Origin of the sequence: Fulvivirga imtechensis AK7, assembly GCF_000331535.1 — a bacterium.
GTDB classification, from domain to species: Bacteria; Bacteroidota; Bacteroidia; order Cytophagales; family Cyclobacteriaceae; genus Fulvivirga; species Fulvivirga imtechensis.
In genome coordinates, this window is the sequence record NZ_AMZN01000100.1 from 1 (window position 1) to 15,927 (window position 15,927).

The window sequence follows — 15,927 nt, forward strand, 5'->3', positions numbered from 1 at the left end:
TTGAGCTCGTTTAGGATTGGGTGTCCCAGTGTCGAAAACAGGAAATAGGTTAAATCATTGGGTTTTGTCGGACGGATACACTTCAACAACGAGTTGGTTAACTGAATTTTATTTTTTATTAAAATGTTGGAATTGGAAATGTGATAGCAGGGGGATGAAGAAAGCCACCGGTATAATTCCAGCTCTGCTATTCAGGTAAGATTCAAAAATACATGCTATCAAGAATATTACTAAGACTCCACAAGTGAAATAATTGCGTTTTTTTATCTCGCTCGATAGCGGAATAAGAAAAATACTGAACAGTAGAATTATACCAATAATTCCAAAAGCAATACTCGAATGGAGTAGCTGGCTATGGGCTCCGTAGTTTAGATGTGCAATGCTTATGTAGCCGTTCTTGTAGTTCTGTTCTTTAAGCATGTCTCTCACATCACCTGTTCCATGTCCAAATAAAAACGACTCTGAGATTACTTGGAGTGAAGATTTATATAACATATATCTAATTTCTGAACTCCCGGGCCTTAACTTAGTGGCAAAAGTTTTTGTTTGATCATCTCCATCCGAAAAGATATACTCAACTTCATCGACCATCTTTTCAAAACGATCTGTAATTAGCTCGTTTGTGAACAACAGCGAGGCAATTATAACCAATAGTGCCGAGATCAAAGCACTTTTAGGAATGAGTTTAAAATGGAGAATTAATGATGTAATTATTGTCAAGGCTAATAAGAGATAACTTAATTTGGATTGCATCACTAAAATACCAGATATCAGTATAAAAACACTACTAGTAATTGCTATAACCTTTTTCTTCGTCATCTTCCGGAGAAAGGGAATATAATTTAGCAAAAACCAAACGGAAATTACTAATTGTATGGAATAGAAGGTTCGATGTTGATCGATAATTAAGAAATGTTTACTCAAGTATTCGCCTCTAGTTCCTACTCTATTACCTTCCACTTTTTCTCCCAGAATAATGAACTCATCTTGTGTAATATCAATGAAAATAAAGTGTAAAAAACTTAGGATGACAAGAACTAAATTAATTATAATGAAAACATTAAATAGTCTAAGTATTGTGCGGGAATCTAGGTTTATTAGTGCCATGATGAGTGGTAGTACGAGGAATGATAATTTGTATTCTAACGATCGAAAGCCTTCATGATAATTACTGGTCCAGCCGAGGCCAATTACGTGATATATGTAAAAAGCTAAAAGAGGAAGATAGAATTTCCACCCCGACTTTAAGCAGAGCCACCATCTGGTCTTATCACAAATCATAAGTGCTGAAACTGACAATAGTATGATAATCAGGGAGATAACAAATAAATCAAAAGGCAATAGTGCTATTAACACATAGCATAATAGAACTGGGATTGCCTCATATTTAATAGCTAGTTTTCCAAAGTCAGATATAATCTTAGCCATTTGTTGCTCATTAACCACTTAGTTTTAACCGGAAATCTAAAAATTTTTACTAGATGTAAAAGCATTTAAAATCCTATTAGCTATTATTTGCGTTGAGTGAACTTCCCTGAGCTTAATTGATTCACTAGTGAATTTTTTCTGAAGCTCGTCCGATTTCATCATCATTTGTAGCTTGTTTGCATACTCATAGATATCGCCTTCTTTAATTAAAAAGCCATTCGTTCCATTTTTTATTATATCCCTTGGTCCAGCGTTACAATCAAAGCTGATACAAGCCAGCGGAAATGCCATCGCTTCACAAAGAGCATTTGGGTAACCTTCCGAGATCGAAGTGAGTGCAAATATTCTTGCTCTTGAGTAATATTTGCTCAGATTCTTTTTAGCACCCAGTAATTTGACTGAATTTTGTAACCCCAGGGTATTTATTTCTTCTTCAAGTGCTCCTTTCAGAGGACCATCGCCAACAATGTGCAGTTGCCAGTCTTCATAACGCACTTGGTTAAAAACCGTTATGAGTGTTAACTGGTTTTTTTCTGGAACCAGGCGCCCAACATTTAATATTATATTCTCTTTTTTGCATTCGATTCTGGGGATCACTTTAGTGGGATTCGGAACAACAAATATGTTTTCGTGTTTGAGCTTGTTATAAAGGATTTTTTTAGCAAGTGAAGTTTGGGCAAGAATTCCCTTTGCTCTTGGGTAAAGAATTCTTTCATATGTGGACAGAAGGAAATTTTGACGTTTTAAGGGGTTACTGCGGTTAGATACATAAACATCAGCCTTCAAGCCTAATGTTGATAGAAGTACAAAGGAATTATATCCCTCTCCAAAGCTTAAAATCACATCAGGTTTAATTTTCCGAACCTTTCTGCGTAGAAAGAGTATTAGGCGCAATGAATAAACGATTTTTGATATTGAAGACTTGCTATAGGTAAACTCCGGCATAGCTATGGAATTTACCTTTTTGTTAATCTCAAAAAAAGGCTCATGATTAACAAGAAAGATAATGTCGATATTTAAACCCTCATTTGACCAGTAATTTGCCAGCTCACTCATTACTCGCTCCATTCCGCCTTGTACAAAAGTAGGTATTACTAGTGTTATCTTCATTAGCGTACAGGATCAACAGGTTGTATAAAATAATCTTTAGATAAAATTCCGATTGTAGTTAGAGCGTCAGTGTTAAAAAGGCTCCAAAAATAGACATCTTTTGTTATATAAAAATCCACGAAACCATAAATGAGCATTAACATTGAGAACATGTAAAGTGGAATTTTATCTCGATAGTACTTCAACTCGAATAACAAAAGCAGTAGAAAAAAAATCCGTGCCACATAACAGAATCTATTAAAAGGATCCGGTGCTGCAAAAAAAATGTTTAGTAGGAAAAAAATTGTATATATAATATTTCTCAGGTAAGAAGTTCTTCTTATGGTAAGAAGTAAATATACATAAGCAAAATATACCCACAGAAATTGAAGAAAGAACGAAATTCTAGCTGCAAAACTGGCTTTAATTGCTTCTTGTATAATGTCATCCTTTCCTAGGTACCAATTCATTTTAAACACTAATGATTCAGGAAGTGGGAATAACTGAATGAACTGCAACAGCATATCTTTTGATAGAAAAACAAAGGGTATGGACAATAAAAAAAATGCTTTACAAGTATTTTTTTTATTACGATTCTTTACTAGTAGCCAATAAATCGGAATAAATACAATCGAGCTATAGTGTATCATGCATCCCAGTATTATCCACCAAAAGCTGAATCTTTTTTTTAATATAATTCCGTTGTAAATGGCAAGTACCACAAAAGAAAAGGCTAAATAATTACGTAACCCTGAAAATAGTAATGACCATTGAATAGAAAGAAGCAGAATTATAATTCCAAAAATGTAAACAGAAGTAGAACTTTTTTTGAACTGAAAATGGTATACACGTAAAATGTTATTGACTGTTATATAGGTAATTGCGGCAGTGAACCACTGTGGTGATAATCCTGTTTTAGAAAAGAAAAATAAGGAATAATAAAATAAGAAATCGGGTCTTTTTTGCAGATATATCAAAAATTCATCAAAGGACATTTTAGTAAATGCCTCAAAGAGTTTATAATGCTGAGCTAAATCTGATGTACTTCGTGGAATAATTTGATAACTGATTAGAGCAAAGCTTAGTCCCAACAATATTAAGGCGAGTTTATACCTTTTAATCAAGCCGAAAAGAATCACAGGGAAGGTCAGAATAGGGCTGACAAGTAGAAAGAAGATGCCAATGCTGGAATAGCCAAGATACTCTTTGTTCAGATATCGCTTCATTTTCTATTGGATACAGTATCTTCTTCTTTTAAAGAATTTATGAAATTTTCTATCATAAAGTGTTGCGGGTTGAAAGATCCCTCAACCCAGCTTAAATCTTTATTCCAGTAGCCAGGGCACAGGTCATATGCTAGCATTGAAAATCCATAACTGATTTCTACTATTAAAGGGACTTGACATTCATTATAAACGAAATCAAATGCTAGACATTGGGCGTTCAATTTTATTGCAACTTCAAATGCAGCTAATAAGCACCGTTTATCTATTGTATGATTATCTAAATAATGAAGTATCCCACTTCCTGATGCCCGAAAATCTCCAGTTCGATTCATCCTCTTGATAGCAAATGCTTTCTCTTCAATTACGACTATCCGTATGTCAGAATCATTATTTGCAATGAAGTCCTGAAAATATATATATCCTTTTTCATTCCCATGGAACTTTTCGAGATCAGACGGAATAAATAGCCTAGCTAATCCTTTAAAAATGCCTATGAATGAAGAGAAATCTCCATTTTTTCTAAATTTCCATAGACGATTATAAAATAAAGCGGTTCTACCACTGGCACCAAAGCCTTTTCCAAATGCTTTTTTTGCTAGCGACCTAGCTTTACTTTTACTCTTTACAAGTTTGACATTTATAGCTCCTGCTCCTCCTCTTAGCTTAAACACCTTCGGGAAGTTTGTTTTGCTTATCCAACTCAGTGCCTCTTTTTTGCTATAGAATACATAGCTTGGGACCAAGGGAGCTGAAACAGCCTCAAGTAAGTACTTTTGGCCAACTTTATCATCAAAATGCCAAGCCGTACTCGAATCAGGGAAAACTTTTTTACCCATAGCCTCAATGGAATAAGTAAGTTGACGTGCAAATAACTTCGCTTTAGGATCTTCTTGGCTCCAGTGCCACATCAAACCAGAGCAGTCGCTTAGCTGATCAATAATATCAGAAGAATAACAGTTGACTAGCTTAAATGGGATGTCGTTTTTTTCACAATAACTCAACCACCTCTCGCTGAAGCTATTTTTAAAATGATGGATAGCAATTTTCATATATCTCTACTAAGCTGTTCAAGTGTATCAATACTTAAATCCCGATGAGCTTCACATCGGAATAGGTTTAATAAAAGGCGAAGTTTCCTTTTATTAATTAGCTTATCAAAATAGGGGGTATGTTTCAAAGCTCGGTAAAACAAATTTCGTTGTCCGGTAATTTCAAGTAATCTTGTCTTATATGATTTTTCAAGAAATTTATCCCATTCTTCTTCTAAAAGTTCTGGTGAAGTAATGATCTTATTAAATTGATCTATCTTTTGATTGTGAAAAAGTGCTTTTTCTTTTGCGTCTAATAGGACTATACCTTCCGTTTTGTCAAACTGCCTATATGGTATTAACTCAAAGGAAATTTCTGATCCAAATTTTATTTTTATTAAAGTTCCTATTTTCCAATATTGCGCTTCCGTAGCTGAAGGGAAAATTAAATTTCCGATACTGTAAAATATAGGCACATTATTGTACACCTCGTATCCGCTGACTGTATGTGTATGATGACCAACTATTACATCTGCGCCCTGTTCTGCATAAAAGCGATATTGTTTAACCATGCGCGGACTCGGGTATGAATAATGTTCATGTCCTCCATGAATAATTACTATAACAAAATCTGCAATAGATTTTGCTCTAACAATCTGGTGTACGTTATCTATTACGTCCATTGGGTGTGCTCCACCCTTTGATCGTGAGGCTGAAGCCCACTCATTTTCAGTAAAATTTATTATTGCAATAGTTTTCCCATCATTCTTATAATAAAAAGTCTCTCTTGCTTCGGTAAGAGATCTAGCTGCGCCAACATGATTTATGTCATTACCTTCACAAACATCTAACGTATCCTCCAGCCCTTGAAGGTCATAGTCTAGAATGTGATTGTTAGCCAATGTAACAAGATTTATCTTAGCATAAGTTAATGTGTTGACCGTGGAGGGAGATGCTTTTATACAGGGTCCAGTTTTTTTGATGGTTCTATTGGAGTTGGTTAGTGGAGATTCCAGATTTATAATCCTTAGATCACAGGAATGAAAGAGGTCTATGCTATTTCCCCATATTTTAGCCGGACTGTTAATAGCCATGTTTTCTATTAAACCACCTAAATAAACATCACCTCCGATTAGAACTTCCATTTGTTAATAAGATTGAAATATAACCGATAAAAAATATGTTGAAAATAAATCCTATTATTGAATATACTTTTATTGTGAACAGCATATCCCCGTACAGCCCTCCATAATAAAGTGCTAAAAAACGTGATGCAAACAAAAAAACCTCCATAATTAGTTGAATCTTTTGCTTATGTAATGTGTAATAAAGCACTGCCGAGGGTGGATTGACAAACATTAAGCCTACCCAAATAAACATCCAACTTGCATATGTTCCTGCACTTTCCCACTCAGATCCAAAAATAAATGCAAAAATATCTGACCCAAAAACAAATATAATAAGAGCGGGGAACAATATTAATGCTAATAGCAAGCCTGTAAGCTTGAAGTATTTTGATTTTAAGTTATCAAAATTCTCTATTGAGTCCACCGTTTCTTTATAAAAAACTTGCTTGATTGCACCACTTACGAGAGCAGATGGCAGTTGAAGTATTCGCATCGTAAAAAAATAGGCACCTACCTCAGACTCTCCAAAGTAGCGACCCAACATTAGAATAGGTAGCCCTTGTGAGATAGCATTAAGTAAATTTTGGGGAGTAGAATATGCTGCGAATCTGTAATATTTTTTTGCTGTTGCCTTTAAAGTATCGAAGCTAAATGTTAGGCCTTTGATGGTCTTAAGGGAGGGTACGGCTATTAGTAGTACCCCGCTAATGACTCCAAGTAGATTACCGTATACTAAACCTATCCCAGTACCTATGAACCATGCCCAAGCCATTTGAAGTGTTACGGTGCTTAGTCGTTCAATAACAGTTCTTTTCGAAAGGAATTTAAAATTCTTACTTCTATTAAGCCACTCAATGAATATATTCCGAGCTCCCAATACCAAGGCTAATAGGCATAGGATGCTAGTTAGTAATATTCCCGGCGATGGCATCCCTATCGACAACAGCAGATCTGGAAAAATAGAAAATATTATAAAGCAGGCGGTAACTGTTATTATTAATGTAGTGAATGAAAGGGTGAGTAAACTTCTTGCCTCTCGATCGCTTCCCTGAACAATTCCCATTTCGTATCTTAATGTAGAAGAAGTCGCCATTATACCGGCTATAGTGACCACACTTCCCAATACTCCAAAATCAGCCGGGCTGTAATATCTGGATAGAACAGGGGTAAGAGCAATACCTATCAATTGAGAAATAATTGTCCCACTTATCAGATAAGATAGGTTCTTTACGAATGGATTATCCCATTTTTTTAAGATTGTTTTTTGTAACACATTTCACAGTTTCAGCAACCGAATAATTTTCAAACTTAAAGCCCACAAAAGTCTAGCAACAAACTTTTTTTCGGAAAGACAGTGTTTCTGAATAGCCGATGTTTTACTAGAATTGATACTATATCTGCTCGTTCTAATGCTTCTTCTATTTCGGCTAATTCAAATTTCGTATGGGAAGTTAAGTTTGGTTCAACCAAAATAACATCATCAAAATCATTCTTGATTACTTCTGCTACCCTGAGTGCAGGTGACTCTCTTAAATCATCAATATCAGGTTTAAAAGCCAGTCCTAAACAAGCAATAGTCGGTTTTCGATTGTTTTTCAATTCAAACTCAAGCGCTGCATTCTTTATTTTTTCTATCACCCACTCGGTCTTGTAGTTGTTAATTTCCCTCGCAGCACGAATGATTTTTGCATGCTTGGGGAACTCCGATACAATAAACCACGGATCAACAGCGATACAATGACCCCCTACCCCAGTGCCTGGTTGTAATATATTAACTCGTGGGTGTTTATTAGCAAGTTTGATTAACTCCCACACATTTATGTTCGCCTCTTCACAGATCATGGATAGCTCATTGGCAAATGCAATGTTGACGTCCCGGTAAGAATTTTCAACAAGCTTACACATTTCGGCTGTACGACTGTCTGTCGGATGAAGCTCACCCTTTACAAAGTGCCTATAGAATTCGATAGCTTTCTCCGTGGATTGGTCGTCTATGCCACCTATTGAACGATCATTATGTTCAAGCTCATGTATAATGTTTCCTGGCAAAACTCTCTCTGGACAATAAGCTATGAAATATTTTCCTTTAATTTCTGGCCGTTCTGAATCTATAATCTCTTTAACCCTTTCGGTTGTGCCTACAGGAGAGGTTGATTCCAAGATAATCAGATTACCTTTTTCAATAAAGGGAGCTATATTTTTAGCCGCAGTTTCCACGTATGAAATATCAGGTTGATGATCACCTTTAAAAGGAGTAGGAACTGCAATTAAAAATACATCAGCTTTAGTAGGCTTGGTATCTGCAAATAAAAAGCCTTCCTCTACTACGTGATGCACAAGACCATCAAGGTCAGGCTCGACAATATGTATCTCGCCTTTATTAATAGTGGCAACTGCTTTTTCGTTAATGTCAACTCCATGGACTTTGATTCCCTTACTGGCCATTAAAGCCGCAGTAGGTAAGCCTATGTAACCAAGTCCGATCATGACAGCTTTAATATCTAAAGTCTTTTTTACCATGTCTAATCAATTACTTTTTTAAAATGTCAAGTATCTGTCTGCTGGTAGTGCCGTCTCCATAAGGGTTTATAGCATTGGCCATTTTTGCGTAGTATTCTGGAATGGTTAAAAGTTGTATAGATTCTCTTAAAATCACGCCTTTATTTGTACCCACCAACAATGCAGTACCCGCCTCAACGCCCTCTTGTCTTTCCGTAACGTCACGCATTACAAGGACGGGTTTCCCTAAAGTGGGCGCCTCCTCTTGTATGCCACCTGAGTCTGTTAACACAAAGTAGCTTCTGTTCATTAACCAAATCAGGTAAGGGTACGAAAGTGGCTCAATCAACTTGATGTTGTTTACTCCTTTTAGTATTTGGTTGACGGTATTGCGAACATTTGGATTTAAATGAACGGGGTATACCACTTCAACATCATCATATGTTGTTGCAATTTCTTTTATAGCAGCACACATGTTTTCAAATGGCTTACCAAAGCTTTCCCTCCTATGCCCTGTGACCAGTACTATTCTTTTGGTAAAGTCAACATCCCTGAAGTATTCGTGGTACTTATCTTCGCCTCTTTCTTTAATAATATCCAATCCAAGCAAGAGAGCATCTATCACCGTATTACCTACCTGATATACATTTTTAGTTATCCCTTCAGTTTTCAGGTTTTTAACGGCTCTTTCAGTTGGAGCAAAATGATGTGCGGCCAAATGTCCTGCCAGCTTTCTGTTTCCTTCTTCTGGAAATGGCGAATAGATATCTCCACTTCTTAATCCTGCCTCTATATGTGACACCGGAATTTTCTCATAAAAGCCGGCCAGCGCCCCCACAAACGCAGTGGTGGTGTCGCCCTGTACAAAGATATTGTCAGGTTTTACTTTGTCGAGTACGGGTTTTAATCCAGTGAGTGCTTTAGCAGTAACATCAAACAAAGTCTGATTCTTTGACATTAGACTCAGATCGTAGTCCGGTATAATATCAAAAAACTCCAATACCTGATCAAGCATTTCACGATGCTGTCCTGTTACGCAAACTATAGTTTTAAAAGTTGGCTCTTGTTGAAAAGCCTTAATAACAGGAGCCATTTTTATCGCTTCGGGCCGTGTACCGAAAATAAAAAGGTGCTTCAAAATAAAAAGAGTAAAATTTTATCTCAATAAAGCTGCAAAGCTACCAATAATTGGTGAATAGGCAATTGAGGATTAGCTATTATTAAAATAATGAATCCTGTTTTAATAACAACTTCATTCATGGTAGTTCTAAATTTGATGTAATTTTATCAATCAGTTTTTCAATTAATTATTTAGCTACAGTAATTTAAACCCATCTCTTTCAATCAGATAGCTTTTGTAAATATGCTTAAGCTAAGATTTTATAAAATAGTTTTAATATAGAAAATGCTTGCTTTGTAGTTGTTGAATGTAATATATTTGTCAGGTTTTTTGATTTATATTGGTTGTTTAGATACAGCTTCAATTTTGCATGCTCTCATCACAACTAAACCGCTTCTCTAAATGTCAGCTGCGAAAGGGGATTTTCAAGCTAAAAAATTTATAAAAAATATTCCAGTCTCATTTTTTGAGACTGGCAGACATTATACTTGTGACAACATTTATCAATCAAACTCATGAAGATTCTTTTTCTTACTACTTTAAGCTTGATCATTACAGCTATTTCCTACGGCCAAGATCCTCTAATCATAAGAGAAAATGGTACAACTTATACGGATGGAGATGCAAGCATTTTAAATTTACCGGATAACGTGTATGGATTTACTATTCGTCCGTATGATGCTGCTTTTAACGGGGGTACGTGGAATTGGCATCGGGATTTTGGCTATAGAGTAGACGAACAATACTGGTATGCGGAAGGAGGGTTCAGAGTTCCGAGTGGTAAAACAGTAATCGGAAGCTGGAACCCTTATACGTATAGCACATTGGATATAACAGGTCCTCATTCGAGTAACTACTATGATGCTCAGCTTCACCTACATACATCCAATAGCCTTGTTGGTATGTTTGTGGGGAGCCATGATGCTAAGTATGGTGTCATTTCACAAGGTGGACATTACTATAACTCCGGGAAATTTACGGCCAAAGTTGATCAGGTTTCAGGAATGATTCAATCGTATGGAAATATCTACTTTTTTTCTAACTCAGGATTAACGGACGGAAGTACTTTTACTCCTTCATCCCGATTGACGATCTCAAACAACGGAAATGTCGGTATAGGCCGGACTGGTGATGCCAGACTAGACATACGAGGGGAAGGCAATTCTTACAGCTATGAGCATTTCATAGTAAGAGATCAATATAATAACAAAGATTTCATAATCCGTGGTGATGGAAGCGTTGAGATCGGGTATGACATTGATGTTCCAAACGGTTATAAACTTGGAGTTGGCGGGAAAGCCATCATGGAAGAAGTGGTAGTGCAACTAAGGGGCAGCTGGCCGGATTATGTTTTTAAAGAAAATTATTCTCTCACTCCGCTTTCGGATCTTCGAAAATATTTAGAACAAAATAAGCATTTGCCCGGCATTCCGAACGCCAAAACAGTAGAGGAAGAAGGAATAGAAGTTGGGACCATGAGTGCCAAACTTCTTGAAAAAATAGAGGAACTGACACTTTATGTGATTGACCTTGATCGAGAAGTGCAAATGCTCAAGGAGAATAACGACTTGCTGGCAGAGCAAAATAATCTTCTGAAGCAACAAGTAGAGCAACTGAAAAGCGAGATCCAAAGCAAATAAACAGAGATATCCTATACAGCAATAAAAAAATATGATATGAATAATGCCATTTTAAAAACAATATTCCCTCTTATTTTACTTCTGGTGCTTGTTCTGGATTGTCACGCCCAATGGACGGATCCAGGAAATGATGGGTCCGGAATAATTTATTATAACAATGGATATGTGGGTATTGGAACAATTAACCCACAAAGAAGGCTACACCTAGCAAATGAGAGTATGATTCAGCTCCGGCTTGAACGGCCAAATAGCTATTCTGGATTTGCTGACATTGGTACGTCAAGTGGAAATCTCTATTTCTATCCCGGAGGATATGATCTAAAAAATGGCAATTTTCTTATCAATACTACTGGTAGAATGGGGATAGGTACAATATCCCCAATGGCTAAAATCCATATTTTTAATGGATTGTCGGGTGGAACAGCTCATGGATTTGCCGATGCAGTCATTGAAGATGATAGTGAAGCGATGGTGCTTTTACTTTCTCCAAATAATCAGATGGGATATTATGGCTTTGCGGATTCTGATGATCCTTTCGTTGCAGGAATGCAATATAATCATAATGTCAATGAACTAATCTTTAGAGTCAACGACCATAACAGTGATATGGTCATCAACTCGGACGGCAATATCGGTATAGGTACTGTCTCTCCGAATGGCCGATTACATGTTACCAATACGACAACTTATGGCACTGCGCACGGCATGGCTGACGCTATTGTCGAGGATGCGGATCATCCCATGATGCTTTTACTTTCTAACAATAGCAGTACAAGCTACTATGGTTTTGCAGATACTGACGACCCTTATGTGGGTGGAATGGAATATAATCATAGCAGCAACCAATTAATACTAAGAGCAAATAATCATTTAAGTGATGTGATTATAGATGCTGAAGGGGATATGGGAATAGGTACGACCAATCCAAAACGTAAGCTACATGCATCTAGTGAAAGTATGGTCCAGCTCAGACTCGAAAGACCAAATACTGCCACAGGAGTTACAGACATAGGCAGCGCCAATGGTGATCTTTACTTCTACCCCGGCGGATACGATTTGAAAAATGGTGATGTATTTATACACACCAGCGGAAAAGTAGGCATTGGCACTACAGACCCCGGCTCATTTAAATTAGCTGTGGAAGGGAAAATAGGTGCAAGAGAGGTGCAGGTAACAGCAACAAATCCCTGGCCCGACTATGTTTTCGAAGAAAATTATCCCCTCACTCCGCTATCGGACCTGGAAGTCTACCTCAAAGAAAACAAACACCTCCCGGGCATCCCTGATGCCAAAACAGTAGAGGAAGAAGGCGTGAAGCTGGGTGAGATGAATACAAAGCTCTTGGAGAAGGTGGAGGAATTGACTTTGTATCTATTGGAACAAAATAAAATAAATCAGCAGCAAGCAGAGGAAATGACAGCTAAAGATAGCGAGATCGAGCTTTTAAAAGCCAGACTGGAAACGCTTGAGAGCATTGTGCAGAAGCTGTCTGACCAATAATTTTTTTAGACTGAATAATTAAAATACAAATCTTTATTAAATGAGATATCTAATAATATTACTAGGAGCTTTAATTTCTAATATGGCTACCGCTCAGGATTGGTGGGGGCAGAATGCGGAGATAAGGACTGATGGAGTGATGGAAATAGGTAAGTATGTTGATTTTCATGACAGTGACACTGATGGCAACGACTACTCCGTTCGATTAATGTCCGACAATGGTACACTCCGATACTACGGTGGGCTGAGAGGTACGGGTACATTATTAATTGATGACCCTAACGATGTCATCAATTGGAATGACATCTGGCAAAGCGGTTTTTTTGAAGGATATAGTAAATCCAATGCTCCCGAATCCAGCGGCTGGTTCTGGGGAATAAACCTAGGGCACCGATCTAATAGTAATAGTAATAAATATGGAGGTCAAATATTAATAAGGAACACCCCCAGCAGTCCTGCTCTATATTTTAGAAGCAGAGGTAGTGACGGTACCGGAGAGTGGAGTAAAGTACTTCACAGTGTGGGCAATCAGGAGATTAATGGCAATTTAGCCATAGGAGGCACCAATCCTTTGGCGAGATTACATATTATTCAGGAAGCAGTTGGCTCAACCTCGGGGAATTCCATCAATGGGGCTTACTGGGAGATTGGAAGACAGAAATTGATATTAAAAGCTTCCCGAACTGCCAATCAAACAAACTGGAACAATACAACTTTGAAACTTCAGGCCATGATCGATGGCACCGATCATCAGTCCATAGACTTTGTAAATGATGAAAACTTTAAAGAGCATGTGGATATATATACAGGCAATCAGATCTTCAATACAAGATTTACTGCTGGCGGCAGTGTGGGTATTGGCACTACAAACACTTTTGGTTATAAACTGGCGGTAAACGGTACCATCGGAGCCAAAGAGGTGAATGTAGAAGTAACCAGCGCCTGGCCCGACTATGTATTCGAAGAAAATTATAACCTTACTCCTCTTCAGGATCTGGAAATCTACCTCAAAGAGAACAAACACCTGCCAGGCATCCCTGATGCCAAAACAGTAGAAGAAGAAGGGGTCAAGCTTGGCGAGATGAATGCAAAGCTTTTGGAGAAGGTCGAGGAGCTGACGCTTTATATGATTGATTTTAACAAAGAAATGCAGGTACTCAAGCAAAATAATAACCTGCTTTTGGAGCAGAACAGGCTCTTGAAGGAAGAAATTGAACAGCTAAAAAAAGATAATTAATTGGATAGTTTAATAGTTAAAATGAAATTACAAACAACAATTGTGCTTTGTTTTATCACATGTGGTATGGTAGTTAGCCAGGATGATAATTTTACTAACGTTACTATAAGTGGTAAGCTTAAGCTAAATGGAGGCTTGGATCAGAGTATTAGTAACGACCACTCTCCACATATATATCGATCAGTTTATAATGCAAATAATGATTATCCATTCTCACAAAATGGAAACCTGGTCCTTCAACCGCGAACGAGCCTGGAAAGAGATATTGTGTTTCTTGCTGGCCAAGGCAGTCCTGTTCCCCGAATGGTCATTAAGCACAACGGAAATATAGGTATAGGAACATATGGTCCAACACAGAAGCTGCAAATTTTTAATGAATTGCCATTTAACAATAAGATGGAAAGTGAAAATCAGGATCACATATCCTTGGTTTCTAATGCTGTAGGTATGGGAGGCTTTTTTGGTGGTATTTCCTGGAAATCAGGAGGCCGTAGGCGGGCGGCAATTGCTGCTGTTCAGGAGCATACCGATGCCGATTATATAGGGATTTCTTTCTTTACACAGGGAACAGATGGTGACGGGCCTATTTATGAAAGTATGCGAATAAGCAGGGATGGCAATTTAGGGATAGGTACAGACAATCCACAAGACAAACTACATGTAGTTGGAGATGTAAGGTTTCAACGTGAATCCGGTGGTCAAAACTATCTTCAGATATCTTCCGGCTCAGGAGGGTCATATATTACAACAAATGACCCCGGCACAAATGTCAAACATCTGTATCTTCAAGTAACTCCGACAAGTGATAACGCTACTGATCGTCATTTGTTTTTCAGGCAGGGAAAGAAGCCGGTGTATTCCAGACGAGATTATTTGTTCATGGTAATGGCAATGTGGGAATTGGTACCACGGATACTAAGGGGTACAAGCTTGCTGTTGTCGGGAAAATGATTTCTGAAGAAGTAGTAGTAAAACTCCAGTCTTCGTGGCCCGACTATGTATTCGAAGAAAATTATAACCTTACTCCTCTTCAGGATCTGGAAATCTACCTCAAAGAGAACAAACACCTGCCAGGCATCCCTGATGCCAAAACAGTGGAAGAAGAAGGTGTCAAGCTGGGTGAGATGAACGCGAAGCTATTAGAGAAAGTGGAGGAGCTGACGCTTTATATTATTGAATTGGAAAAAAGAATTAAGAGTTTAGAAAATAAGTAAACATGCGGACTATCAAATTAATTGCTTCTACAGTTCTATTTTTAAGCTTATCAGAAGTTGTATCTGCTCAAATTCCTTCGTATGATCAGATAGTAATACCTCCTTCACCAGGGGCGGCTTCTTTAGTCAGATTTGTTAACATTCCTGTTAACTCGTATACAGGTACTGCAAACGTAAACATGCCTTTATATTCATTGCCAGCGCGCACCCTAAGTGTTCCTGTTGGGCTAAATTATCATGCCTCAGGCATAAAAGTTCAAGATGTGGCGAATACAGTTGGGTTGGGATGGTCTTTAGGAGCCGGGGGTATGGTTACCAGAGTGGTGAGAGGGCTGCCGGATGAGAAACGGATTTACTGTGGAGAGTCGATTAGCTCAGCAGTGGTATACGACATTATAAATGAGAGCTGTGATACAGAACTCGATGTATATTTCTTTTCTTTTCTGGGACGAGCAGGAAAGTTCTACGTTGACCCGAACACCGGAGAAATGTACTCATCTCCAGCTCAGGATATGAAAATAACCAAAGCTGAACTATCCGGTGCTGTCCTAACCTGGACAATCATTGATGAAAATGGATATAAATACTACTTTGGGGAGAGTACGAGCAAAATAGAATATACGACAATTGAGCAAATGGAATATGAAGCCAGCTATACCAGTACTCCTGATCCCGCTGCCTATGAAACGAAACATACATTTCCCTCCACCTGGCACCTATCAAAAATAGAGGGACCGACAGGGGATGAAGAAGCTATTTTTACCTATACTAATGCCAACACTAAGCCGAATAGCTGAAATACCGTCAAAAAAAGCCTGA

14 protein-coding genes are annotated in these 15,927 nt (G+C 37.8%); 6 read left to right on the plus strand and 8 right to left on the minus strand.

The genetic code is table 11. The features are described from left to right. Window positions 1–108: 108 nt before the first annotated feature. Genes C900_RS24510 through wecB form a run of 8 tightly spaced genes read right to left on the minus strand, consistent with a single transcriptional unit; the run spans window position 109 to window position 9,535 of the window. Window positions 109–1,428 (minus strand): O-antigen ligase family protein, encoded by a 1,320-nt coding sequence (locus tag C900_RS24510; protein WP_040497495.1) that lies wholly within the window; start codon window positions 1,426–1,428, stop codon window positions 109–111. A 36-nt stretch (window positions 1,429–1,464) separates the two neighbouring features. Next, the gene (locus C900_RS24515) at window positions 1,465–2,538 is read right to left on the minus strand and encodes a glycosyltransferase family 4 protein (RefSeq protein ID WP_009583049.1); all 1,074 of its coding nucleotides are present in this window, start codon (window positions 2,536–2,538) and stop codon (window positions 1,465–1,467) included. Further along, entirely contained in the window at window positions 2,538–3,743 is a 1,206-nt protein-coding gene (locus C900_RS24520) for an EpsG family protein (protein WP_009583050.1), read from the minus strand. Before C900_RS24520 ends, C900_RS24515 begins: the two co-directional genes overlap by 1 nt. Next, window positions 3,740–4,792, minus strand: a complete 1,053-nt coding sequence (locus C900_RS24525) for an ATP-grasp domain-containing protein (protein WP_009583051.1) — start codon at window positions 4,790–4,792, stop codon at window positions 3,740–3,742. The genes C900_RS24520 and C900_RS24525 overlap by 4 nt, the downstream gene beginning before the upstream one ends. Further along, on the minus strand, window positions 4,789–5,916 hold the full coding sequence (locus tag C900_RS24530; protein WP_009583052.1) for a CapA family protein: 1,128 nt from the start codon (window positions 5,914–5,916) through the stop codon (window positions 4,789–4,791). The genes C900_RS24525 and C900_RS24530 overlap by 4 nt, the downstream gene beginning before the upstream one ends. Further along, a complete protein-coding gene (locus C900_RS24535) occupies window positions 5,894–7,171 on the minus strand; it encodes an oligosaccharide flippase family protein (RefSeq protein ID WP_009583053.1) in 1,278 nt (425 codons plus the stop codon). Before C900_RS24535 ends, C900_RS24530 begins: the two co-directional genes overlap by 23 nt. 35 nt (window positions 7,172–7,206) lie before the next feature. After that, window positions 7,207–8,418, minus strand: coding sequence for a UDP-N-acetyl-D-mannosamine dehydrogenase (gene wecC, locus C900_RS24540; protein WP_040497496.1), 1,212 nt, complete (start codon window positions 8,416–8,418; stop codon window positions 7,207–7,209). A gap of 10 nt (window positions 8,419–8,428) precedes the next feature. Next, window positions 8,429–9,535: a non-hydrolyzing UDP-N-acetylglucosamine 2-epimerase gene (gene wecB / locus C900_RS24545; protein WP_040497497.1), complete on the minus strand. Its 1,107-nt coding sequence runs from the start codon at window positions 9,533–9,535 to the stop codon at window positions 8,429–8,431. A gap of 497 nt (window positions 9,536–10,032) precedes the next feature. On the opposite strand from wecB, the gene C900_RS28955 reads away from it, so the two are divergent. The 6 genes from C900_RS28955 to C900_RS24575 are packed head-to-tail and all read left to right on the plus strand — an operon-like array spanning window position 10,033 to window position 15,905. Then, the gene (locus C900_RS28955) at window positions 10,033–11,157 is read left to right on the plus strand and encodes a cell division protein ZapB (RefSeq protein WP_009583058.1); all 1,125 of its coding nucleotides are present in this window, start codon (window positions 10,033–10,035) and stop codon (window positions 11,155–11,157) included. Window positions 11,158–11,193: 36 nt separating this feature from the next. Then, window positions 11,194–12,657, plus strand: a complete 1,464-nt coding sequence (locus tag C900_RS28960) for a hypothetical protein (RefSeq protein WP_051053018.1) — start codon at window positions 11,194–11,196, stop codon at window positions 12,655–12,657. 40 nt (window positions 12,658–12,697) lie between these two features. After that, window positions 12,698–13,894, plus strand: coding sequence for a hypothetical protein (locus C900_RS28965; protein ID WP_051053019.1), 1,197 nt, complete (start codon window positions 12,698–12,700; stop codon window positions 13,892–13,894). 21 nt (window positions 13,895–13,915) lie between these two features. Next, window positions 13,916–14,845 carry a hypothetical protein gene (locus C900_RS24565; RefSeq protein WP_040497498.1) on the plus strand — a complete coding sequence of 310 codons (930 nt, stop codon included), beginning with the start codon at window positions 13,916–13,918 and terminating at the stop codon, window positions 14,843–14,845. After that, complete coding sequence (locus C900_RS24570; protein WP_009583062.1) at window positions 14,842–15,108, plus strand: hypothetical protein; 267 nt, start codon at window positions 14,842–14,844, stop codon at window positions 15,106–15,108. The genes C900_RS24565 and C900_RS24570 overlap by 4 nt, the downstream gene beginning before the upstream one ends. A 2-nt stretch (window positions 15,109–15,110) precedes the next feature. Further along, window positions 15,111–15,905 (plus strand): hypothetical protein, encoded by a 795-nt coding sequence (locus C900_RS24575; RefSeq protein ID WP_009583063.1) that lies wholly within the window; start codon window positions 15,111–15,113, stop codon window positions 15,903–15,905. The last annotated feature ends 22 nt before the right edge of the window (window positions 15,906–15,927 follow it).

Coding starts and splice junctions, on each gene's coding strand:
- C900_RS24510 (WP_040497495.1), bottom strand. CDS start 1,428: ATGGCTAAGATTATATCTGACTTTGGAAAACTAGCTATTAAATATGAG.
- C900_RS24515 (WP_009583049.1), bottom strand. CDS start 2,538: ATGAAGATAACACTAGTAATACCTACTTTTGTACAAGGCGGAATGGAG.
- C900_RS24520 (WP_009583050.1), bottom strand. CDS start 3,743: ATGAAGCGATATCTGAACAAAGAGTATCTTGGCTATTCCAGCATTGGC.
- C900_RS24525 (WP_009583051.1), bottom strand. CDS start 4,792: ATGAAAATTGCTATCCATCATTTTAAAAATAGCTTCAGCGAGAGGTGG.
- C900_RS24530 (WP_009583052.1), bottom strand. CDS start 5,916: ATGGAAGTTCTAATCGGAGGTGATGTTTATTTAGGTGGTTTAATAGAA.
- wecC (WP_040497496.1), bottom strand. CDS start 8,418: ATGGTAAAAAAGACTTTAGATATTAAAGCTGTCATGATCGGACTTGGT.
- C900_RS28955 (WP_009583058.1), top strand. CDS start 10,033: ATGAAGATTCTTTTTCTTACTACTTTAAGCTTGATCATTACAGCTATT.
- C900_RS28960 (WP_051053018.1), top strand. CDS start 11,194: ATGAATAATGCCATTTTAAAAACAATATTCCCTCTTATTTTACTTCTG.
- C900_RS28965 (WP_051053019.1), top strand. CDS start 12,698: ATGAGATATCTAATAATATTACTAGGAGCTTTAATTTCTAATATGGCT.
- C900_RS24565 (WP_040497498.1), top strand. CDS start 13,916: ATGAAATTACAAACAACAATTGTGCTTTGTTTTATCACATGTGGTATG.
- C900_RS24570 (WP_009583062.1), top strand. CDS start 14,842: ATGATTTCTGAAGAAGTAGTAGTAAAACTCCAGTCTTCGTGGCCCGAC.
- C900_RS24575 (WP_009583063.1), top strand. CDS start 15,111: ATGCGGACTATCAAATTAATTGCTTCTACAGTTCTATTTTTAAGCTTA.